The 21988-nt window shown below is 63.3% G+C and carries 21 protein-coding genes; 11 read left to right on the top strand and 10 right to left on the bottom strand.

The window, feature by feature from the left end:
- Nucleotides 1-27 precede the first annotated feature (27 nt).
- Entirely contained in the window at nt 28-879 is an 852-nt protein-coding gene (locus G5V57_RS22810; protein WP_165169827.1) for a carbon-nitrogen hydrolase family protein, read from the bottom strand.
- Nucleotides 880-1274: 395 nt separating this feature from the next.
- Nucleotides 1275-2141: a LysR substrate-binding domain-containing protein gene (locus G5V57_RS22805; RefSeq protein ID WP_165169826.1), complete on the bottom strand. Its 867-nt coding sequence runs from the start codon at nt 2139-2141 to the stop codon at nt 1275-1277.
- Nucleotides 2142-2255: 114 nt separating this feature from the next.
- On the opposite strand from G5V57_RS22805, the gene G5V57_RS22800 reads away from it, so the two are divergent.
- The 5 genes from G5V57_RS22800 to G5V57_RS22780 all read left to right on the top strand — a co-directional run bounded on the left by G5V57_RS22800 (nt 2256) and on the right by G5V57_RS22780 (nt 8979).
- A complete protein-coding gene (locus G5V57_RS22800) occupies nt 2256-3440 on the top strand; it encodes a 2-aminoethylphosphonate--pyruvate transaminase (protein ID WP_246737330.1) in 1185 nt (394 codons plus the stop codon).
- Nucleotides 3441-3470: 30 nt separating this feature from the next.
- The gene (gene phnA / locus G5V57_RS22795; RefSeq protein WP_165169825.1) at nt 3471-4736 is read left to right on the top strand and encodes a phosphonoacetate hydrolase; all 1266 of its coding nucleotides are present in this window, start codon (nt 3471-3473) and stop codon (nt 4734-4736) included.
- Between the two features lie 71 nt (nt 4737-4807).
- Nucleotides 4808-6268 carry a phosphonoacetaldehyde dehydrogenase gene (gene phnY, locus G5V57_RS22790; RefSeq protein WP_165169824.1) on the top strand — a complete coding sequence of 487 codons (1461 nt, stop codon included), beginning with the start codon at nt 4808-4810 and terminating at the stop codon, nt 6266-6268.
- Between the two features lie 220 nt (nt 6269-6488).
- A complete protein-coding gene (locus G5V57_RS22785; protein WP_165169823.1) occupies nt 6489-8165 on the top strand; it encodes a Na/Pi cotransporter family protein in 1677 nt (558 codons plus the stop codon).
- 61 nt (nt 8166-8226) lie between these two features.
- Nucleotides 8227-8979 (top strand): phosphodiesterase, encoded by a 753-nt coding sequence (locus tag G5V57_RS22780; protein WP_165174228.1) that lies wholly within the window; start codon nt 8227-8229, stop codon nt 8977-8979.
- On the opposite strand, the gene G5V57_RS22775 is transcribed toward G5V57_RS22780, so the two are convergent.
- Nucleotides 8976-10274, bottom strand: coding sequence for an ATP-binding protein (locus G5V57_RS22775; protein WP_165169822.1), 1299 nt, complete (start codon nt 10272-10274; stop codon nt 8976-8978). The genes G5V57_RS22780 and G5V57_RS22775 overlap by 4 nt on opposite strands.
- Nucleotides 10271-10942 (bottom strand): response regulator transcription factor, encoded by a 672-nt coding sequence (locus G5V57_RS22770; RefSeq protein ID WP_165169821.1) that lies wholly within the window; start codon nt 10940-10942, stop codon nt 10271-10273. Before G5V57_RS22770 ends, G5V57_RS22775 begins: the two co-directional genes overlap by 4 nt.
- 160 nt (nt 10943-11102) lie before the next feature.
- Between G5V57_RS22770 and G5V57_RS22765 the strand changes: the two genes are divergently transcribed.
- Together G5V57_RS22765 and G5V57_RS22760 are read left to right on the top strand one after the other, a co-directional pair.
- Nucleotides 11103-11378 carry a PepSY domain-containing protein gene (locus G5V57_RS22765; RefSeq protein ID WP_165169820.1) on the top strand — a complete coding sequence of 92 codons (276 nt, stop codon included), beginning with the start codon at nt 11103-11105 and terminating at the stop codon, nt 11376-11378.
- A gap of 1 nt (nt 11379) precedes the next feature.
- A complete protein-coding gene (locus G5V57_RS22760) occupies nt 11380-11922 on the top strand; it encodes a cytochrome b/b6 domain-containing protein (protein ID WP_165169819.1) in 543 nt (180 codons plus the stop codon).
- Nucleotides 11923-11929: 7 nt separating this feature from the next.
- Here the strand turns inward: G5V57_RS22760 and G5V57_RS22755 are convergent, their stop codons facing one another.
- The 6 genes from G5V57_RS22755 to G5V57_RS22730 all read right to left on the bottom strand — a co-directional run bounded on the left by G5V57_RS22755 (nt 11930) and on the right by G5V57_RS22730 (nt 19382).
- A complete protein-coding gene (locus tag G5V57_RS22755) occupies nt 11930-12823 on the bottom strand; it encodes an ABC transporter permease (RefSeq protein WP_165169818.1) in 894 nt (297 codons plus the stop codon).
- Complete coding sequence (locus G5V57_RS22750; protein ID WP_246737329.1) at nt 12820-13821, bottom strand: ABC transporter permease; 1002 nt, start codon at nt 13819-13821, stop codon at nt 12820-12822. The genes G5V57_RS22755 and G5V57_RS22750 overlap by 4 nt, the downstream gene beginning before the upstream one ends.
- Entirely contained in the window at nt 13814-14899 is a 1086-nt protein-coding gene (locus G5V57_RS22745; RefSeq protein WP_165169817.1) for an ABC transporter ATP-binding protein, read from the bottom strand. Before G5V57_RS22745 ends, G5V57_RS22750 begins: the two co-directional genes overlap by 8 nt.
- 674 nt (nt 14900-15573) lie before the next feature.
- Nucleotides 15574-16689, bottom strand: a complete 1116-nt coding sequence (locus G5V57_RS22740) for a substrate-binding domain-containing protein (protein WP_246737328.1) — start codon at nt 16687-16689, stop codon at nt 15574-15576.
- Nucleotides 16690-16914: 225 nt separating this feature from the next.
- Nucleotides 16915-17682 carry a CDP-diacylglycerol--serine O-phosphatidyltransferase gene (gene pssA / locus G5V57_RS22735; RefSeq protein ID WP_165169815.1) on the bottom strand — a complete coding sequence of 256 codons (768 nt, stop codon included), beginning with the start codon at nt 17680-17682 and terminating at the stop codon, nt 16915-16917.
- A complete protein-coding gene (locus G5V57_RS22730) occupies nt 17679-19382 on the bottom strand; it encodes a sulfatase-like hydrolase/transferase (protein ID WP_165169814.1) in 1704 nt (567 codons plus the stop codon). The genes pssA and G5V57_RS22730 overlap by 4 nt, the downstream gene beginning before the upstream one ends.
- A gap of 110 nt (nt 19383-19492) precedes the next feature.
- Between G5V57_RS22730 and G5V57_RS22725 the strand changes: the two genes are divergently transcribed.
- From G5V57_RS22725 to G5V57_RS22710, 4 genes are all read left to right on the top strand, one after another.
- Complete coding sequence (locus tag G5V57_RS22725; protein ID WP_165169813.1) at nt 19493-19981, top strand: hypothetical protein; 489 nt, start codon at nt 19493-19495, stop codon at nt 19979-19981.
- Between the two features lie 123 nt (nt 19982-20104).
- Nucleotides 20105-20341 (top strand): hypothetical protein, encoded by a 237-nt coding sequence (locus G5V57_RS22720; RefSeq protein ID WP_165169812.1) that lies wholly within the window; start codon nt 20105-20107, stop codon nt 20339-20341.
- A gap of 59 nt (nt 20342-20400) precedes the next feature.
- On the top strand, nt 20401-21624 hold the full coding sequence (locus G5V57_RS22715) for a CaiB/BaiF CoA-transferase family protein (protein WP_165169811.1): 1224 nt from the start codon (nt 20401-20403) through the stop codon (nt 21622-21624).
- Nucleotides 21625-21675: 51 nt separating this feature from the next.
- Nucleotides 21676-21978: a virulence factor gene (locus tag G5V57_RS22710; protein ID WP_165169810.1), complete on the top strand. Its 303-nt coding sequence runs from the start codon at nt 21676-21678 to the stop codon at nt 21976-21978.
- The last annotated feature ends 10 nt before the right edge of the window (nt 21979-21988 follow it).

Here is a 21988-nt window from a genome sequence, read left to right as displayed (position 1 = left end):
GGGCCGCGTCGCCTCAGGCCGACGCTCCTACTCCGCAGCCACCGCCGGCACGACCATCTCGATCGTGAAGGGCCGGTCATGGGCAAGCGAGGGGATGCGGCCGCGCGTCTTGGCTACTTCGGCGAGATCGATCTCGGCGGTGATCACCCCTTCGCTCTCGCCCCCATCAGCCAGCACCCGGCCCCAGGGGTCGATGATCAAGGAGTGACCGTAGCATTCGGAGCCGCCGGCGAGCGTTCCATACTGGCACGGCGAGATCACATATGCACCGTTCTCGATGGCGCGCGCACGGTTGAGGATATGCCAATGGGCATTCCCGGTGATGCGGGTGAACGCCGCCGGCACCGCCAGCATCTGGGCACCTGCCTTCGCCAGCGTGCGATAGAGCGACGCGAAGCGCAGATCATAGCAGATCGACAGGCCGATCGGCCCGCCGATGCAGGGCGAGAGCACCGCTTCCGTGCCGGGCACGATGGTGGCGGACTCCCGGTAGCTATGGCCGTCACCGAGATCGACATCGAACATATGGATCTTGTCATAGCGCGCCGCGATCACGCCGTCGGGCGCCAGCATATAGCCGCGATTGTAGATCCGGCCGTCGGCAGCCTTTACGCCGATCGAGCCGACAAGAATCCAGGCCTTATAGGCTCTGGCGAGCTGGGCCATGGCCGGCAGCACCGGATGATCGCTCTCCGGCACGGCGAAGGGGTGCAGCGTGCCGTCCCTGGCATCGAGGCCCGCGCAATATTCGGGAAGGGCGATCAGGGACGCCCCTTGAGCGCCTGCTTTATCGACCAGCTTCGCCAGAATGGCGATGTCGGCCTCGACATCCGGCGTTGCGCAGTTCTGAACGCAAGCGGCGATGAATTTCTGAGCCATGGCGTTCACTCTATACCAATTCTGCTCGAAGTCACTTCTCAACTTGGTGAGAATTGACGGTTAGGCAGGCATCACCTCGACACGTGTCAGACATGCCCGGGATGCGTATGCGCAACCAATGAGACAGCGCTCGCCGTCGGGCGAGATCGCGCGCTCAGTTCGCTGACTTCGTAACTTAAACGACTCAATTTTGACGCGATCTGCGATAGCGCGAGACGCGTCATTCGCATGAATCCTGCGGCTAGCGCGCCGGACGCTCTCGTAGAATCGGCTCGGCGCTCTAACTCTTTGATTTGCGCATCGGATTATCCGAAAACCGCTTCGCATGGTCAGGTCAAGCCCGACCACAAGCCTATCCGATCACGTTTATGAGTTTTGATTGCCTCAATCCAAACTCACCGTGATCTGCGCCGCAGAAGCCCCAGTACAGCGCGGATGATCTGAAGATCGGCACGCGCGGCAAGACAGACGAGCCATTCGCTCATGGTCGCCTGCCAGTCGCTGAAGCGCAGCATGTGGAGCCGGGCATCCGGCACGATCTCGGCACTCGAAATGATGCCGACCCCCATGCCGCCCGCCACCGCCTCGCGCGCCGCCTCGCGGCTTTCGATCTCCATGACATTGGCAAGCGCAAGCGAGCGCCGTGCGATTTCGGTGAGGAGCAGGCCGCGGGTGGCTGAGCCTACCTCGCGCAGGACGACCGGCTGTTGGGCGAACTCGGCGAGCGAAATCTCGGCTCGCCTGGCGAAAGGATGGGTCGCCGCGGTGAAGGCTTTGATCTCGTCGTCGCGCAGCAGCTCCGTGTGATAGGTCGGCTGCGGCGGCATCTCGGCGATGACGGCGAAGTCGATCTCGAAACGGTGGAGCCGCTCGAGGAGCTGGGCCGAATTGCCGGCCACGAGCCGAACCTGGATCTTTGGATAGCGCTCCAGGAATCGGCGGACGAGCGGCAGCACATGCGTGGCCGCGTCGGCGCCAATGCTCAGGGTCCCCTCTTCAATCCCCTTGGCGCGCGACAAAAGCTCCAGCGCCTCGGCTTCCGCCTCGAACATACGCTCGGTCACCGCGAAAAGCTTGCGCGCGAAAGCGGTGAGCTCGACGCCGCCCCGACGGCGCAGGAAAAGTTCCGCCCCATAGGCTTCCTCAAGCTTACGGATGTGATCGGAGATAGCCGGCTGGGTGAGCGCCAGCCTCCCGGCGGCTTTGGAGAAACCGCCGTTCACTGCAACCGCGTGAAAGGCCTTCAGCTGGGCATAGCGCATGTCCGCAAACTTACATAAGTCAGACTTATATTCAATATATGTTCTTACGATTTGACTTATGTATAGCGCCGGCGCGAGATGACCGCACAGGCAATTACCCGAGGCTCTCCCCGCATGACCCCCGCCACCGCTCTTTCCGCGTCGTTCATTCCCACCTTCAACGGCCCCGAGGGCCAGGAGGACATGCCCTATCTCCTGACGCCCGGGCCGCTGACCACCTCGCGCGGGGTGAAGATCGCGATGCTCGCCGATTACGGATCGCGCGACGTCGAATTCCGCGAGATCGTCAAGGGGATACGCGTCTCCCTGCTCGATCTCGCGCATTGCGGACCGAACTATGAGTGCGTGATCATGCAAGGCTCCGGCACCTTCGCCATCGAGGCGGCGCTCGGCAGCTTCTGCCCGACCAAGCGCTACAAGACGCTGGTCGTGTGCAACGGCGCCTATGGCGAGCGAGCCGCCAAGATCCTCAACCGCCTCGGCCGGCCCGTGGTGACACTTGACAAGGGCGACAGCGAGGCGCCTACCCCTGAGGACGTCGTCGCCGCTCTGAATGCCGACCGCACCATCAGCCATCTCTGGCTCGTCCATTGCGAGACGACGTCCGGCATCATCAATCCCATCGAGGCGATCTGCAAAGCCGTCCAGGGCCGGGCGCTGACCATCATGGTCGATGCCATGTCCTCCTTCGGCGCCATTCCCATCGACATGACCGGCTGGAACATCGACGTGATGGTCTCGTCCTCCAACAAATGCATCGAGGGCGTGCCGGGCTTCGCCTATGTGCTGGTCAAGCGCACGGTCCTGGAGGAGAGTGAAGGCCACTGCCATTCGACGGTGCTCGATCTCTATGAGCAGTGGACGGTGCTTCAGCGCACCGGCCAGTTCCGCTTCACGCCGCCTACCCATGCGCTCGTCGCCTTCCAGAAGGCCCTGCAGGAATACGCCCATGCCGGCGGTCTCCCGGCCCGGTCCGCCCGCTACAAGCACAATGCCGAGCTGCTGGTGAAGGGCATGCGCGACATGGGGATCGAGACGCTGCTCAGCGACGACGAGGCCGGCCCGATCATCCAGACCTTCCTCACCCCGCGCGATCCCAATTTCCATTTCGAGACGTTCTACGAGGCTCTGCGCCAGCGCGGCTATGCGATCTATCCAGGCAAGCTCACCAAGCGGCCGAGCTTCCGCATCGGCACGATCGGACAGATCGACGAGGCGGTGATCCGCGGCGCGCTGGCCGCCATCCGCGACGTCCTGGCCGAGATGAAGGTCGCCGACATGCATCCGTTAGAATCTTAAGAGATAGAGTCCGGAAAACGAGCCAACCTCATGATCCAGAATCGAAAATCCGTAACGGTCAACGGCCGGACCTATGCCTGGCCGGAAACCCCGCTGGTGGTTGTCTGCTGCGACGGCAGCGAAGCGGCCTATATGGAGCGCGCGCGCCGGCAAGGCCTCATGCCGCATCTCGATGCGATGACGGCCAAGGGCGAGAGCCGCCTCGGCCTTTCCGCCATGCCGAGCTTCACCAATCCCAACAACCTGTCGATCGTCACCGGGCGCCCGCCCGCCGTTCACGGCATTTGCGGCAACTACCTCATCGATCCAGAAACGGGACGCGAGGTGATGATGAACGACCCCAGATGGCTCAGGGCGCCGACGATCTTCGCGGCTTTCCAGAAGGCCGGCGCCAAGGTCGCGGTGGTCACGGCCAAGGACAAGCTGCGTCTCCTGCTCGGCAAGGGTCTCGTTTTCGACGGCAGCGCCGTCTGCTTCTCTTCCGAGAAGGCCGACAAGGCGACGCTCGCCGACAATGGCATCGAGGACGCGCGCCGGCTCACCGGGCTGCCGGTGCCGGATGTCTATTCGGCCGAACTCTCCGAATTCGTGTTCGCGGCGGGCGTCGAGCTGCTGAAGTCGATGAAGCCCGATCTCATGTATCTGTCGACCACCGACTATATCCAGCACAAGCACGCGCCGGGCACGCCCAGGGCCAACGACTTCTACGCCATGATGGACCGCTATCTGGGCGCGCTCGACGCGCTCGGCGCCATCGTGGTGATCGTCGCCGACCATGGCATGAAGGACAAGCATCTGGCCAATGGCGAGCCCGATGTGATCTTCCTCCAGGACGTGCTGGACACTCGGTTCGGAGCCGGCAAGACCAAGGTGATCCTGCCGATCACCGATCCTTACGTCGTTCACCACGGGGCGCTCGGCTCCTTCGCCACCGTCTATCTCTATGGCCCCGAAGCCAGCGACGTCCTCGCCTTCATCGCCAGCCAGCCCGGCATCGACGTGGTGCTCGGCCGCCAGGAGGGCTCAGCCCGCTTCGAGCTGCCGGAAGACCGTATGGGCGATCTCATCGTCGTCTCGGGCGGCAAGACCCACAGCAAGGTGATCGGCACCAGCCGCGACAAGCATGATCTGTCGGGCCTCACCGAGCCGCTGCGCTCGCATGGCGGGCTCAGCGAGCAGGAAATCCCGATCATCGTCAACCGCAAGACCCAGGGCCTCGCCGGCACGCTGCGCAATTTCGACGCCTTCGCCATCGGCTGCAATCACATCGCCGCCGGTCGAGAGAAAGCGGCCTGACGGCGCCGACCGCCCCCCACCCCCAACCCCTCCCCGCAAGGGGGAGGGGAAATGCAGTGAGACCAACACCCATGAACAAGATCACGCCCACGCGCAAAGTCATCACGGAATCCATGCGGATCGGCGGCAAGCGGATCGAGACGGAAGACGTGGTTCCGGTTCACTATCCCTATACCGGCGAGATCATCGGCACGGTGCCGGCGGGACGGCCGGAGCACGCCGCCTGCGCCTTCTCCATCGCCCGGAACTTCACCCCGAAGCTCACCCGCTATGAGCGCCAGCAGATCCTGTTCCGCACCGCCGAGCTCATCCGCGACCGGCGCGACCAGCTCTCCGACCTCATCACCCTCGAGCTTGGGCTGTCGAAGAAGGATTCGCTCTATGAATGCGGCCGGGCCTATGACGTCTATTCGCTCGCCGGCCAGCTCGCCATTCTCGATGACGGGCAGATCTTCTCCTGCGACCTCACCCCGCAAGGCAAGGCGCGCAAGATCTTCACCAAGCGCGAGCCCATAGGCGTGATCTCGGCGATCACGCCCTTCAACCATCCGCTCAACATGGTGTCCCACAAGGTGGCGCCGGCCATCGCCACCAACAACTGCGTCGTGTGCAAGCCGACCGAGCTGACCCCTCTCACGGCCATCGCGTTGGCCGACATCCTCTATGAAGCGGGATTGCCGCCCGAAATGTTCCAGGTCGTCACCGGCTGGCCGCAGGACATCGGCGAAGAGATGGTGACCAATGGCGACATCGATATCATCACCTTCACCGGCGGCGTCAGGGTCGGCAAGATCATCGCCGAAAAGGCCGGCTACCGGCGCGCTGCGCTCGAGCTCGGCGGCAATGATCCGCTGATCGTGCTCGACGACCTCTCGGACAGCGACCTCGACAAGGCCGCCGAGCTGGCCGTTCAGGGCGCCACACGCAATTCCGGCCAGCGCTGCACCGCGGTGAAGCGCATATTGGTGCAGGAGCGTATCGCCGACAGGTTCGTGCCCCTGGTGCTGGAGAAGGCGAAGAAGATCAAATTTGGCGACCCCATGGCGCCCGAGACCGATCTCGGCACCGTCGTGCATGAAGAGGCGGCGGCTCTGTTCGAGAAGCGCGTCCACCTCGCCGCCGAACAGGGCGCCAAGGTACTCTATCATCCCGGCCGCCAGGGAGCGCTGCTGCCCCCGATCACGGTCGACCATGTGCCGCATGAATCCGAGCTCGTCTTCGAGGAGACCTTCGGCCCGATCATCCCGATCGTGCGCGTGCCCAATGACGACGAGGCGGTGATGCGGATCTCCAATTCGACACCCTTCGGGCTTTCCTCCGGCGTGTGCACCAACCGGCTTGACCGCATCACCCGATTCATTGAAGGACTAAGGGTCGGCACCGTGAATATCTGGGAAGTGCCTGGCTACCGGATCGAGATGTCTCCCTTCGGGGGTATCAAGGACTCCGGAAACGGCGTCAAAGAAGGCGTCCTGGAGGCGATGAAATTCTACACGAATGTGAAAACCTGGTCGCTGCCCTGGCCGAATTGAGGGTCATTTCCCGTTCCTCCCTCCGCCGCCGAAGGCGGGGAGGGTGGCGCGCGGAACGCGCGACGGGTGGGGTGTCCGCGCAAGGGAAATCTCTCAAGCATGACTCCTGCACGCTGATCAAAACAATGGTTGAACGCCTGACGGTGGAGACACCCCACCCGTCCGCCCTGCGGGCGTCCACCCTCCCCGCGCTTCGCGCGGCGGAGGGAGATTGAACCAGATGACAGCCGGGACGACAGTCATCATTGAGCTTCTCGGCGGCGTTGCTATTCTGCTGTGGGGGGTGCGCATGGTGCGCACCGGCATCATGCGCGGCTGGGGCGACCGGCTCAAGCACTTCATCCAGCAGCGGCTCGGCAATGGCGCGTCGGCCTTCCTGGCCGGCGGCATGGCAACGGCGGCCCTGGGCAGCGCCACCGCGATGGCCCTCATCGTCGCCGGCCTCGCCGCCTCGGGCGCCATCGGTACCTCGATCGGCCTCGCCGTGCTGCTCGGCGCCGATGTCGGATCGGCGCTCGTCTCCGCCGTCTTCGCCTCCAGCAGCTCTTATGCCTTGTGGGTGTCGCCGCTGCTTCTCTTCGCCGGCTATGTCACCTTCACCGCCTCCAACGAGTTCCGCCCCCATAATCTCGGCCGCATCCTCATCGGCTTCGGCCTCATGTTCCTGTCGCTCAAGCTCATCGTCGGGGCCACCGCGCCTCTACGCGAGGCGACGCTCTTCCATGAGGCGCTCACCGCCATCGGCCGCGAGCCGCTCCTCGCGTTCCTGGTGGGCGCCCTCCTCGCCTGGCTCTGCCATTCGACGCTCGCCGTCATCCTGCTCATCGCCTCCTTCCTCGCCAATGGCAGCCTCGACATCACCGGCGCCTTGAGTTTCATCCTGGGCGTCAATTTCGGCGGCGGCCTGCCGGCCGTCACCGCCACCCTCCAGATGCCGCCGGAAGGCCGGCGCTTGCCGCTCGCCAATCTCTTCTGCCGCGGCACCGTCTCGGTGGTCCTGCTCGCCTTTGTCGGCCGCATCGCCCCCTATGTGATGGAGCTGCCGTTCGGCGTCATCGAGAAGGCGGTCGCCTTCCATGCCGGCTTCAACCTCCTCGCCGCCCTGATCTATCTGCCTTTCACGCGGCAGGTCTCGCGCCTCATGGCCAGGATCGTGCCCGACCAGAAGCAGGCTCCCGACAATCTGAGCCAGCCGCGCTATCTCGACCAGATGGCGCTCTCGACGCCTAGCGTCGCCCTCTCCAATGCGGCGATCGAGACCGTGCGCATGAGCGAATTGCTCGACCGCATGTTCGACACGGCCATCGTCGCGCTCCGCAGCAGCAGTCTGGAGAAGCTTAAAGAGCTCAAGGCTCTCGACGAGCGGCTCAACCGCTATCAGAGCTCAGTGCATGGCTACCTGTCCGACCTGACCCAGGCGGAGCTCGAAAAGGCCGACACGAAGCGGGCGCTCGAGATCATGCTCTATGCGAGCAATCTCGAGCATGCGGGCGATGTCATCCATCTCAACCTGGCGGACCGGATCAAGGCGAAGGCCAAGCTCGCGATCACCTTCACCGTCAAGCAGCATGCCTCGCTCGACGACCTCTGCCTCATCATCAGCCAATCGCTGCGGCTTGCCACCGGCGTGCTCACCTCGAGCGACGTCGAAGGCGCCAAGCGGCTGATCGAGCAGAAGGACACTTTCCGCTCCCTCGAGAACAAAATCATCGACGAGCATTTCCGCGAAAGCGGCAAGGCCAAGGGCGCCTCACTGCGCAAGAGCGCGCTCTTCGTCGACATCATCCGCGATCTGCACCGCATCAATTCGCATATCGTCTCGGCCGCTTATCCGATCATCGAGGCGGCCGGACTCCTTCGCGATTCCCGTATAAAGCCGGAGAAGAAAGCCAAGTGACAGCCCCTGTGAAATTCATCCATGTGAGTGACCTGCATCTCGTGCCAAAGGGCGACAAGCTCTGGGGCTCGATCCCTTTGCCCGTTTCGAGGCCTGCCTCGACGACATCGTCCGGTTCCACCGCGACGCGGCCTTCGTGGTGATCAGCGGCGACCTTGCCGAGCGCGGCGAGTTGTTGGCCTATCGCCAGCTGAAGGCGCGCCTCGCCGATTTCCCGATCGCGACGCATCTGCTGCTCGGCAATCACGACGATCGCAGCCAATTCCTCTCGGTCTTCCCGGAAGGTCCGCGCGATGAGGCAGGCTTCGTGCAGAGCGCCTTCGCGCATGACGACGCCGTGTTCCTGATGCTCGACACGCTGAAGGGGCCGCCCTCCTCCGCCGGGCTCTATTGCGATCAGCGCAAGGCCTGGCTCAAGACGGAGCTGGCGCGGGCCGGCAATCGACCGGTCTATGTCTTCATGCATCATCCGCCCTTCTCCATCGCCCATGATCTCATGGATCTGATCATGCTCGACGACGCGGAGGACTTTCTCGCTCTCCTGCCCTCAGGCCAGGTGCGGCACATCTTCTTCGGCCATGCCCATCGCCCGATCAGCGGCCAGTTCCACGGCATGAGTTTTTCGGCGCCGCCGAGCCTCGTACATCAGCTGCCGCTGGTCGGCGGCTCGGTGCCGACGATCTACAGCGACGAGCCGCCGATGTATGCTGTGGTGCATGCCGGCCCCGATAAGGTGCTCGTGCATATGGACGCATTCCTCAACCGCCGTCCCGCCGACATGGCGCCCGAGGCCGAACGCGGGACCTGGCACTAGAGATTCTTACCAACGATGAGCCGGGCCTCGAATCCATCGCGGCGTCCGCTGGCGGGCGACAGCAGCTCGAGGCGCCAGCCCATCTGCCGAACGAGCATCTCGGCGATCGCGAGGCCAAGGCCGCTTCCATCGCCGGTAGTCTCGCCACGCTTGAAGCGTTGCCTCAAGCCCTGAAGCTTGTGCGCGGGGACGATCTTGCCGCCATTGACGACTGAAATCGTGCCGGGCGGCGCAAACGATATGCGCACTTCACCGCCATCGCCGTGAAGCAGAGCATTTTCGATGAGATTCCGCAGCGCCATGGCGAAGGCATCGACATCGACCCGGCAGATGAGTTCGGCGCCGCCGGAATCAGCCAGATGAAGGCGCCCCGACGACGGTTGCGACCGTTGAAAGTCGCTGACGACGAGCCTGACGACGGGCAGGAGATCGACCTCGTCCGCGGATGAGCCGATGCCGGCCTCGGCGCGCGCCAATTGGAGGAGTTTCTCGGCAAGCCGCCCGAGCGCGCTGAGGGAGGCTTCGATCTGAAACGCCCGTTTACGGGCGGAACCCTCAGGGAGCTCCGCCAGCAGGCGCTGCGTCTGGGCCAGCGCCCCGGCGATGGGGGTTCTCAGTTCGTGAGCACTGTTGGCGGCAAACTCGCGTTCGGCGGCGAGCGCGGCCCGCAGCCGCTCCAGCAGACGGTCGACGGATGCGACAATCCCTTTGAGCTCCGGCGGTATCTTGCCGGGCGCCAAGGCTGCGAGATTCGTACCGTCGCGCCGTCCGATCTCGTCGCGCAACACCGCGATCGGCGCCAAGGCACGCCATACGATGAACCAGATCGCGATGATGCTGAGCGGCGCCAGCAGGAGCATCGGGAGGATCAGCGTGAAAGATCCTTCCGCCGCCGCCTCGCGGCGATGATCGAGCGGATCCGCCACTTGCAGGAATAGCCCCTGCGCGGTGTCGGCTTCGGTGTAGATGCGGTAATTCGGCGTGTCGTGGAAACCGGGCTCCAACGGGGCGGTGAAGGCTGCCGCCGGCGCGTCGTGGGAGCGCAGCAGCACCCGGCCGTCGCCGGTACGGAGCTGGTAAGTGAGATATTCCTCGCGATGGGGCAGGTTCAACGAGTCGTCGCGTTCGACATTCGCCGTGTTCAGGAGTGGCAGCAGACGCTGCGCGGTCTCCTGAAGTGTGGTGTCGAAGACCTCGTCGAACTCACCGCGCATCACATGAACGCCGAATCCCGCTGCGGCGAGCCAATAGAGAATGGTCGCCGCTGTGAGCCAAAGGATCAGCCGCCGAGTCATGGAGTCCCGTCCTGAGGCGCCAGCCGATAACCGACACCGCGGGCGGTGACGATGAGGCCATGCCCGATCTTCTTGCGCAACCGGCTCACATAGACCTCGACCGTGTTGCTTTCGACTTCGGCGCCAAAGGCGTACAGCGCCTCCTCGATCTGCACCTTGGACACGATCGCCTTCGGACGCAGCAGAAGCCGGTCGAGAACCGCCCATTCGCGGGCCGTCAGTTCGACGGCCTTCCCATCCCGGACGATCCGGCGCTCGGCCGGGGTGATCACGACGCCATCCCAGGTGAAGACGGGCGCGGTCGCCTGCCCATAGCGACGGGCCACGGCATGGATCCTGGCCGAAAGCTCGCCGAGGTCGAACGGCTTGACGAGATAGTCGTCGGCTCCCTTGTTCAATCCGGCGATGCGATCGGATATCTGGTCGCGCGCCGTGAGGATGATGACCGGCGTCAGGTCCTTTCGCGCCCGCAATGCCTCCAGGAAGGCTCTGCCACTGCCGTCGGGCAGGCTGAGGTCGAGCAGCACAAGCCCGAAGTCGGCGACGTCCTTGCAGGCCCAGGCTTCGGCGAGGCTTGTCGCCCAATCCACGGCGTGGCCGTCTGCTACGGCGTGATCGCGTATCCCGCCGCCGATCGCCTTGTCATCCTCGATGAGCAGGATTCTCACGGACTTCCCCGATTGGCCGAGAGCGAAACCTGCCGATCGAAGCTGACAGCAAGCTGAACCGGACCCGGCCGATTGCCGGACAAAAATACCGATCTTTCAGGTCGCTGTCAGGTTGGCGCGTCAGAAGGACGCTGTTCGCAATAACCATCGGAGACTTATCGTGAGACTCAAGATCCTTACCGCTCTCATCGGCACATTGACTCTCGCCGGCATCGCCCATGCCGGGGAGAAATGCGATGTGCCCGACGCTGAATGGCAGCCGCGCGAAGCGCTCGCCGGCAAGCTCAAGGCCATGGGCTGGGACGTCAGATCGCTCAAGACGGAGGACGGCTGCTACGAAGTCTATGCGGTTGATGCCAAGGGCTCGAAGATCGAGGCCCATTTCAACCCGAAGACTCTCGAGCCGGTCGGTTCCGACAAGGAAGACGAGGGCTGAGATGACAAACGCCACCGTCAAAGTCTGGGATCCGCTGCTTCGCCTTTTTCACTGGAGCCTCGTCACCAGCTTCGCGGTGGCGTGGCTCACCGGCGACGACGTGAAGGATCTTCACGAATGGGCGGGCTATGCGGCCGCCGCACTCGTCGCTTTCCGCGTATTCTATGGACTGGTCGGGCCGCGCTACGCCCGCTTCGGCCAGTTCCTTCGCGGCCCGCTCGCAACGGCCGCCTATGCGCGAGATGCCATCTCCGGTCGCGAGAGACGCTATCTCGGCCACAATCCCATGGGCGCCGTCATGGTGATCGCGCTACTTGCCATGATGGCGGCGCTGGCCCTGACGGGTTGGCTCATGACCACAGACACTTACTGGGGAGTCGAATGGCTGAAAGAATTGCATGAGACGCTCGCCAATGTACTGCTGGGACTGGTGGGCCTGCATGTTGCAGGCGTCGTGCTGGCGAGTTTCCGGCATCGGGAGAATCTCGTCCGGGCCATGATCACCGGATACAAGCGCAGCCCGCTTCCAGACGACATTGCTTGAATAGGCCTTACGCCGGCGCCGGCGCGGCATCTCCGGGCGCCAGCTCGCCGCGCTCGGCGAGCTTGGCCCGTTCGGCGATCCGGGCGCTCTGGCGCTCCTCCCGCCGCTTCATCACTTCATAGGCGATGGCGCCCAACAGCGAAATCGTGATGATGATGACGGCCAGCGCCGACAGAGCCGGCGTCGTACCCTGCCGCACCTCGCCCGCCAGCACCGTCACCAGCGTCTTGTCGGCGAGGATGGCGAAGGTCGTCGTGTTGTAGTTCTCGAAGGACGACAGGAAGGCGATGACGGCGGCCGAGATCAGCGCCGGCCGCAGGAACGGCAGCAATATATGCCAGAAGACCTGCGGATAGCTGGCGCCGAGATCGAGAGCGGCCTCCTCCTGGGCGCGGTCGAAACGCTGGAGCCTGGCCATGATGATCAGCAGGCAATAGGCGGCGATGAAACTCGCCTGGCCGAATATCGACAGCACGATGCCCTTGTAGAGCAGCGGGCGCGTGCCGGTCAGTTCCGAGAAGTCGCGCCAGAAGATCACCGTCGAGATGCCGATGATGACGCCCGGGGTGAGCACGGGCGACACCGTCACCAGATAATAGAGCGAGCGCGCACGGTAGTAGATCTGGTTCATCACAATCGCCGCGGCGAGCCCGACCGGCACCGACACGCAGATGACGCCGATGCCAATGATGACCGAATTCACCAGGCCCTCCATCATGGCCCGGTGGTTCCACAGTTTGACGAACCAGTCGAGCGTGAAGCCCTCGAAGGGATAGGCGCTCGGATAAGAAGGCGTGTTAAAGGCGGTGATGCTCATGACCAGGAGCGGCCCGAACAGATAGGCGAAGAACAGGACGACGTAGAACCCGATCATCACCTTGATGATGGCGCGCGAACTCATCTTATCGTCTCCCCGAGGCTGACCTTGAAGAGACGCAGCATCAGCATCACCAGCGCGATACAGCCGGCGAGCAGCAGGAAGGCGTAGGCGGCGCCGCGCGGCCAGTTGAAAGCCTGGAAGAAGAAGTCATAGACGATCGAGGTGAACCACAAGGTCTTCGGTCCGCCGAGGAACTGGGGTGCGGCCAGCGATCCCGCCGAGAGCATGAAGACCATGGTGCAGCCGGAGGCGATGCCGGGCTTGGCATAGGGGATGACCACATCCTTGTGGATGCGCCACCAGGGGGCACCCAGGTCGCGCGCCGCCTCGATCTGGTTCTTGTCGAGACTCTCCACCGCGTTATAGAGCGGGAACATCATCACCAGCAGATAAGCATAGGACAGGCCGACATAGAGGCCGACATTGCTGCCGAGAAAATCGACGGGCGCATCGGTGATGCCGAGCCCCATCAGCGCCTGGTTGATCAGACCCTTGCTGGCGAGCAGCAGGCGCAGCGAGAAGGCGCGCAGGATCTCGTTCACCCAATAGGGCACAATCAGCGCCAGCATCAGGAGGCGGACCTTCTGAACGCTGCCGGCCTGCGCCATGTAATAGGCGAGCGGATAACAGATGGCGAAGTTCAGGACCGTCACGGCGGCGGAGACCGCGAGCGAGAAGAAGAACGCCCAGAGATGGGTAGTGTTGACCTCCCCGTCGGTCGGCTGGATGAAGAAGGAGCGATATTGCTCGAGCGTCAGCATGTCCTTGGGACCGCCACGCTCGGCGGCAACGAGCTTGGGATGGAAGCTCTCCTGCACCATGTAGAGATAGGGCAGCACGACCAGGAAGAGCATCCAGAAGGCGACCAGCGCGATGAAGACGATACCGAGCACGGTGCCGTTGCGCTCGAAGAACCCCCGATGCGTGGGGTCGTGCGCGAGGCGCTTCTCGAAATGCGCCATCAGCATGAAGACGACGATGACGAGCAGCGGGATCAGATAGACCAGCAGCCTACTCACGGGCCAATTTCCCTTCCGGAAGCACCAGCCCCAGATCAGGATCATAGGTGACCGATGCTTCGACGCCCTGCTCGGGTATCTCGACCCGCTCGAGACGCCCGACGGTCAAGGTGATGTCCTTCTTGTCCGCCCCCTTCAGGAAAATGTGGGTCGCATTGCCTTCGAAGGCGACATTGCGCACTGTCGAGGTGATGGTCGCATCCCTGGCGCCCTGGCCAAGCCGCAGCGCTTCGGGCCTGACAAAGAGAATGGCCTTGTCGCCCTCCCTGACGCCGGCGGGATTGCGGCCGCGCAGCGGGCCGAAAGGCGTCTCGACGACGGCGCCAGTTTTATCGGCCTTGGTCACGCGCCCGGCGAAGGGATTGTTCTCTCCCACGAAGGAGGCGACGAAAGATGTTCCGGGCGAGTCATATACGGCCTTGCCGTCACCCACCTGCTCGATCACGCCGTTGTTCATGACCGCGATGCGGTCCGACATGGTCAGCGCCTCACCCTGGTCATGGGTGATGTAGATGAAAGTGATGCCGACACGCTGCTGGATGGCGCGCAACTCGTTGCGCATATGCTGGCGCAGCTTGAGGTCGAGCGCCGACAGGGGCTCGTCGAGCAGCAGCACCTTGGGCTCGACCGCCAGTGCGCGCGCAATGGCGACGCGCTGCTTCTGGCCGCCCGACAACTCGCTCACCAGCTTGTCGCCCTGTCCTGACAAAGCGATGAGATTGAGCAGCTCATCGGCGCGACGGCGGCGGTCGGGCTTGTTCATGCCGCGCACGCGCAGGCCATAGGTGATGTTCTCGGCGACCGTCATCAGGGGGAAGAGCGCGAGGTTCTGGAAGATCAGCGCGGTCGGGCGCTTGTTCGCGCCGATCCCGCTCATATCCTGTCCGGCAATGCGGACCGCGCCCTCGGAAGGATCGAGGAAGCCGGAAACGGTTCTCAGGATCGTCGTCTTGCCGCAGCCCGAGGGCCCGAGAAAGGAGAAGAACTCGCCGCCCGCAATCTTGAGCGACGCCTCCTTGACGGCGGTAAACTGACCAAATCTGACGGTAACGCGATCGAGTTCGACGTCGGCGCTCATCCCCTGCCCTATCCTGCAAGCCCTACCCAAACGCTTCTTTTCGAAGTCTGTTCTGGCGCCAGTAAAAACCGTTCCGGCGTAACGGTCCAGAACAATTCGTCATCTGGACCATGGGATCATAGTCTATGGCACCTACTCGTCATGGCCGGGCCCCGACCCGGCCATCCAGCCTCGACACCAAGCAACTGCTACGTGGTTGGGCTGGATGGCCGCCTTGAGGGCGGCCATGACGAATGCGGTAAACAGCTCCGGCCCCGACATGATTTGAATCAGGTCAGATGGGCTCACGTCTATCGGGAGGCGCGAGCTACACTCCCCCATTTCGTCATGGCCGGGCCCCGACCCGGCCATCCAGCCTCGACACCACGCAGCTGACGCGTGGATGGGCTGGATGGCCGCCTTGAGGGCGGCCATGACGAATGCGGTAAACAGCTCCGGCCCCGACATGATTTGAATCAGGTCAGATGGGCTCACGTCTATCGGGAGGCGCGAGCGACACTCCCCCATTTCGTCATGGCCGGGCCCCGACCCGGCCATCCAGCCTCGACACCAAGCAACTGCTACGTGGATGGGCTGGATGGCCGCCTCGAGGGCGGCCATGACGAATGGAGTAAACAGCTCCGGCCCCGACATGTATCGACGGGGCCGGCATTCGGTTGCTTGTATCAGACCGTTCAGGCGGCCTTGAACTTGTCCGCATACTGGCTGCGGATTTCGGCATACCAGGTCGGCTCAACCGGCCAGGGCCAGAGATTCTTGAGCGCATCGCCCGGGAAGGCTTCCTGGAAGATCTTCTTGGCCGCATCCGACAGCTTGGCATCGGCGCCGGTGATGACCGGGTTGTATCCCGACCCTTCCGCCAGCTTGGCCGAATAATCCGGGGTCTGCAGGAAGTTGATGAACTCATAGGCCTGATCGACATTCTTGGCCGACTTCATCAATGACAGGCCGTCGACCCACGCGATGGCGCCTTCCTTGGGCGCCGTGTAGTTGACCGGCTTGCCTTCCTTCTTCAGCGAAATCGGCGGGCCGTCCCAGGTGAGGCCGATCCACACATCGTTTTCCATCAGACCCGACTTGGTGTTGTCGGCCGAATCCCAGAACTGCTTGACGAAGGCCTTGTTCTCGATGGCGAAGGCCAGGATGGGATCCCACAGCTTCTTGAAGCTGTCGACATCCTTGTAGCCGTCGCGCATGCGATTGGACGGCATCTTGCCGTTCCCGTCCCACCACAGGCCGATGCTGAGCAGATAGGAATGCGGACGGCCCTGCACATGGCCCTTGACGCCTTCATCCCACAGCGAGCCGTAGGAGATCTGCGCCGGGTCGCCTTTCCAGAGATCGGTGCGATAGGAGATCGCTTCCGAACCCCATACATGCGGCAGCCAGTAGAGACCGCCTTCCCATTCCCACAGCTCCTTGGCACTGCCGAGCATCGAGGGAATGACATTGCCGACGTTCTTCAGCTTGTTGGCGTCATAAGGCGCCAGCACCGCGAGGTCCTTGTATTGCGGGGCGCGGTTCATCGTCGGCTGACAGAGGTCGAAGCCTTCGCCGCCGGTCGCCTGCAGCTTGTTGATCTGCTCCTCGTTCTGAGAGAACGGCGTCGACGAAACCTTGATGCCGGTCGCCTTCTCAAACTCCGGGATCACCGGATCGGGGAATTCGTCGGGCCAGTTGAGGATCGACAGTTCACCCGATGAGGACCATGCATGCTTGAGATAAAGGGGGCTGGTCAGTCCGACCGCGCCGACAGCGAGGCTTGCCTTGAGCAAGCTACGGCGGCTCATCTGTGCGGCTCGCACCAGATCCAAAGTCGCCTTTTTAGGATCGTATATCGTCATCTGCTTCCTCCGAGGAGCCGCGGGACCATTCCCACGGCCCGTTTAAACGCCCATCATTATTGGCCGGCAGTTCCGGCTTCTTCCTTGATTTCAGCGTAGTATGACGGGCTGATGACTATCGGGCAATGGGGTTCGCGGGGCTGGCTCCATGCCAGCCCGGAGGCTGGACCTTCAAGTCAACGCGCGCGCCCGGAGCACGCCATGGCGCCACTTCGACAGCGGCAGCGTCGCGGCATAGAGAACGGCGATCGCCAGCATCGTTGCCCAGGGCCAGTAAAGCAGGCCCGCGACCGCGAGGCCGGCCAGAGCCACCGGTGGCAAGAGCATGAGACGCGACACCTTGCGGCCAAGCGACTTGCCCGAGAAGGTCGGCCAGGTGCTGATCATCAGGAAGGCCACGGCCGAGGTGACGAAGAGTGCCAGCAGCGATGCCTCGGCATTGCCGAGGAAACCGGCGAATTCGGCCAGCATGGGGCTCAAGGCCAGGAGGGCGCCACCAGGTGCCGGAACGCCGGTGAAGTAATTCGCCATCCAGGCCGGCGCCGAGGCGTCCTGCGCGGCCACATTGAAGCGGGCGAGACGCAAGGCGCAGCAGGTTGCAAGCGCCAGAGAGGGCAGCCATCCTGCCATGCCGAACTGTCCGAGCCCCCAGGAATAGAGAATGAAGGCGGGGGCGGCGCCGAAACTCACCACATCGGCAAGTGAATCGAGCTCGGCGCCGAAACGCGACGTGGTGCCGGTGAGGCGCGCGACGCGGCCATCGCAGGCATCGAGGAGTGCGGCGAGGATGACGGACAGGACAGCCAGTTCCGGCAGCCCTTCGGCGGCAAGAACGAGTGCGGTCATGCCGGCGCACAGGGCGGCGGCGGTGAACAGATTGGGCAGGATGAAGCGCAGCTCGAGTTCCACCTTGCCGGGCTTGCGGGAAATGACTTTCATTGGCTGACACTCATGGATGCGGCGGAGGAACGGGGACGCAAAGCCAGGGATTCGGGCTCGCGATAATCACGGGTGAGATCGATCGGGTGCCAGAGCACCTGTTTCGAGAACATGCCGAAGATATCGCCGCTGGTGAAAGCGGGATCGCCCTTGGGCGCGGTGAGCATCGACTCACTGTAATATTGCGCGACATCGCTGCCGCGATAGCCCATCATTTCGAGAACGGCCGGAACGATGGTGAAATGGCTGGCGCGCTGATATCCGGCCCTGGCTCCAACTTCCAGCCTCTCGCGCAAATCGGGATCGCTCGCAAATGCGAGCAGCGGCACCAGCCCCTGGCGCGGGTCGGGATTCTCGATGGCGCAATGGGTGAGCGCTCCCTTCTCCAGCGCCTGGCCGTGATCGGCCGTATAGACCAGCGCCAGATTGCTGAGATCGAGATCCTTGAAGAAGCTGACGAAGAACTGATCCACCGACCAGGCGATGGAATTGCGATAGGATGCCATCCGGTGGATCGTGTCCTCGCTTCCGCTTTCGGTCATGGTCGGACCGAACTTCGCCTGGTCCTTCGGATAGCTGGCGTCATAGGGAAAATGCGCGCCGTTCTTGTTGGCATAGATGAAGACCGGCTGATCGCCTTTGGTCTCCTCGGCGATGAGCTTGAGCAGCTCGAAATCGGCCTGCTCAGGATCCCCATAGTTCAGCGACACGTAGCGATCGATATCGCGCGTCTCGGCGACGGTCATGAAATTGGTGAGGCGGCCTGGATTCTTGACGATGGCGCCCTGGGCGTCGACGAAGATGGTGCGGTATCCGGCCTTCTTCGCATAGGTCCAGATATACGGGCTCTCATTAACGCTGACGGTGAGGTCGTCGCGCCTTGCGCCGCTGCGAAGGATGACGTTGGAATAGTGGCTGCAATTGCCGCCAGACGCCGCCGGACCGAAATCGACGAAATTCGTCTTGAGCTTCGCCAGATTCGGCGTGAAGGGGTTGCCGGCGGTGAAGTCGAGATAGTCGGCGCGGATGCTCTCATCGACCAGGAAGAGAATGTTCTTCACCCGCTTCTGCGGATCGGGCGTCCAGGCGACCTGGTTGCGGACATAGTTTTCCTGGGTGGCGATCCGGCTCGCCGCCACAGCCGCGACAGAGAGCGGCGTGAACTGTTTCGGCAGGGCCTGCTGACCGCCGCCGGCCTTCATGGCGACGATGACGGCGATGGCCAGGAAAGGCAGAACGGGCAGAAGCGCCAGGCGGTTCAGCCAGCGCCGGGCGCCGGCCGAGCGCAATGGTGCGGGGAAACCGATCGCCAGCAGGCCGGCGACGAAGACCAGCCCGGCCGAAAGGAACAGCTGGTGTCCGTAGAAATCCGCCGCCCGTCCAGCTTCATGGCGGGCGTTCCATAATGAGACAAAGTCGAATACCGTGAAATCCGATCCGCTGATGGCAAAGTAGCCCACACCACCGGCGGTCGTCGCCGCGAGGATCAGAGCCCAGCCCATCCGCCAGAACCAGCGGGGCTGGAAGGCCGCGACCAGGATTGCCGCCAAGGCCAGCACCCAGACCAGGAGAAAGCCGGCGATCGTGCCGAGGCGACCCTGCGCGACGAGCAATGCGATGCGGTCGATGAAACCGTAATTGGTAAACAGGACAAAGGCTGAAACCAGCACTATCTTGAGCCAGTTCCGATAGTTGTACATCGCGTTCTCCCGCATGCGTGCCTCGTCGCCAGGTAGCAGGTTTTGAGACAATATGCCTGTCCTAACTGCAAAGTTGAGGCCAAGCCGGAATTTCATGCTAGAGCCCCGTTATGACCATTAAGATTTCCTTCGACGATGTTGCGGCCTCGGCGGCCCGCGTCCTCCGCCACAATGGCGAAGCGGACATCGCGGACGAGATGGGCTGGGCGTGCGCCTGGCTGGAAGCCTGCTCCTATCCGGGGCTCACCCTCCTGTTCGAGGCGCTCGACACGACGCCTGCCGAAGCGCGCCATCCCGTCCTCGAGCCCGATGTGCTCGGTCTCGATCTCCGCGACATCTCCTGCGTATTCCTGGCACCGCGGATCGCGCGACTGGTCGAAGAACGCGGCCGGCTGTTCCTGCGGAATGTCCGCCACGGGCTCTATCTCGTGCCCTTCTCGATAAAGGCGAATATCGGGATCGGCTGCCCGGTCGACCCGTCCTTTGCGCTGGGCGGCGAGCGCACGAAGAATCCATATGAGGAGAAGCTCGCACTGGCGCGCACGGACGGCATCGCTATCGCCGAGCCGCTGTGGGCCCGGGCGACGGCCCAACATTAAATCCCTGGAAACCCATCTCCCGGTCGATTGAAAGGGGATTGTCCGAGCGCCATATCGCGTTAGCATATGTCAGGAGTCGGCGACGGACGGCCGGCCGGCTCGAGAGTCCGCATGGAGCGTCTCATGCCCGATAAATCCGTCGACCGGTTCTCACCCGCCTTCGACCGCCATCGCCGTGTCGCCCTCGGTATAACCGAGGGGCAACTCGCCAGCGAGGCCGGCATCAGTGTCGAAGAATTGCGCGCCTATGAAGGCCGCCCACCCGACAGCTACGACACCGCCCTTCATCTCAGGGTCAGTGAGGTTCTCGACCGGTTCGAGCGCCGGCAGAAGGGCCAGGCGAGCTACGGGCTCATCTAGTTTGCAAGGGCTTGAGCCAGAGGCTAGAAGCGGGCTCCTTTCTTCTTTGGAGTCGCTAAATGGCCGGGCCTTTACAGAATATCCGCGTTCTCGATCTCACCCGGGTACTGGCCGGCCCCTGGGCCACCCAGATTCTCGCCGATTTCGGCGCCGAGGTGATCAAAGTCGAGAAACCCGGCGAAGGCGACGACACCCGTGGCTGGGGCCCGCCCTTCCTCACCAAACCTGACGGATCGCATGGCGACGCCGCTTATTACCTTTCCGCCAATCGCGGCAAGCAGTCGGTCGCCATCGACATGGCGAAGCCCGAGGGTCAGAAGCTCCTGCAGGAGCTTGCGCGCAACTCCGACATCGTCATGGAGAATTTCAAGGTCGGCGGCCTCAAGAAATACGGGCTCGACTATGAGAGCCTGAAGGCGATCAACCCCAGGCTCATCTATTGCTCGATCACCGGCTTCGGCCAGACCGGGCCCTATGCCCAACGCGCCGGCTATGACTTCATGATCCAGGGCATGGGCGGCATCATGTCGATCACCGGCCAGCCCGACGGCACGCCCGGTGCCGAACCGGTCAAGACCGGCGTCGCCTTCGCCGACGTGTTCACCGGCCTTTACGCGACGATCGGCGTGCTGGCTGCCCTCCATCACCGCGACAAGACCGGCGAGGGCCAGTATCTCGACCTCGCTTTGCTCGACACGCAAGTGGCGGTGCTCGCCAATCAGGCGCTCAACTTCCTCGTCGGCGGCACGGCGCCTAAGCGCCTCGGCAATGCGCATCCCAATATCGTGCCCTATCAGACCTTCGCGACCGCGGATGGCTTCATCATTATCGCCGTCGGCAATGACCGGCAGTTCCGCGAATATACGAAAATCGCCCGCGTGCCGGAGGTTGCCGACGATCCCCGCTTCCTCACCAATCGCGACCGGGTCGGCAACCGCGAAGCCCTGATCGCCTTGCTGGTCGAGCCGATGAAGCGGCGCAAGACGGCGGAATGGATCCAGGCCCTCGAGGCCGCCGCGGTGCCCTGCGGCCCGATCAACACTATCGACCAGGTCTTCGCCGATCCCCAGGTCCAGGCGCGCGGCCTCAATGTCACGCTTAGCCGAGATGACGGCACGAAGACGCCGGGTGTGGCCAATCCGGTGCGCTTCTCAGGCACCCCGGTCGAATATTCGCGGGCCGCGCCGACGCTGGGCCAGGGCACCGACGATGTCTTACGCCGCGTTCTGGGGCTTGCTCCCGACGCCATCGCCAAGCTTCGGGATTCGGCCTCCATCGGGTAAATGTCGTTTTCGGACGGACTCCCACTTTAAGGACAGCGCATAGACCACCCCATGGCGAATCTCATCATTACCTATTGGCGCGATATCCCCTCCGCCGTCTCGGTCAAGGCCGGGCGCAAGGAGGAGAAGCGCATGCTGACCGACCGCTTCCAGGAAGCCATCGACATGGCCGCCATGCGCGGCGGCGCCTCCGATACCGACTCCTATCTGGCCGACTGGCGGCGCGCCGAACCGGTACCCGTGGGCGATGATCTCGCCGCCGAGGCCGACAAAGCCAAGGCCGATATCGAGCACAGCTATGACAAAGAACGGCTCAAGGCCCTGATCGCCAATGGCGGCGCGGCGAAATCCTGATTTTTTGCTC

Origin of the sequence: Nordella sp. HKS 07, from assembly GCF_011046735.1 — a bacterium.
Classification (GTDB): Bacteria; Pseudomonadota; Alphaproteobacteria; order Rhizobiales; family Aestuariivirgaceae; genus Taklimakanibacter.
This window is presented reverse-complemented; position numbering and strand designations above follow the sequence as displayed.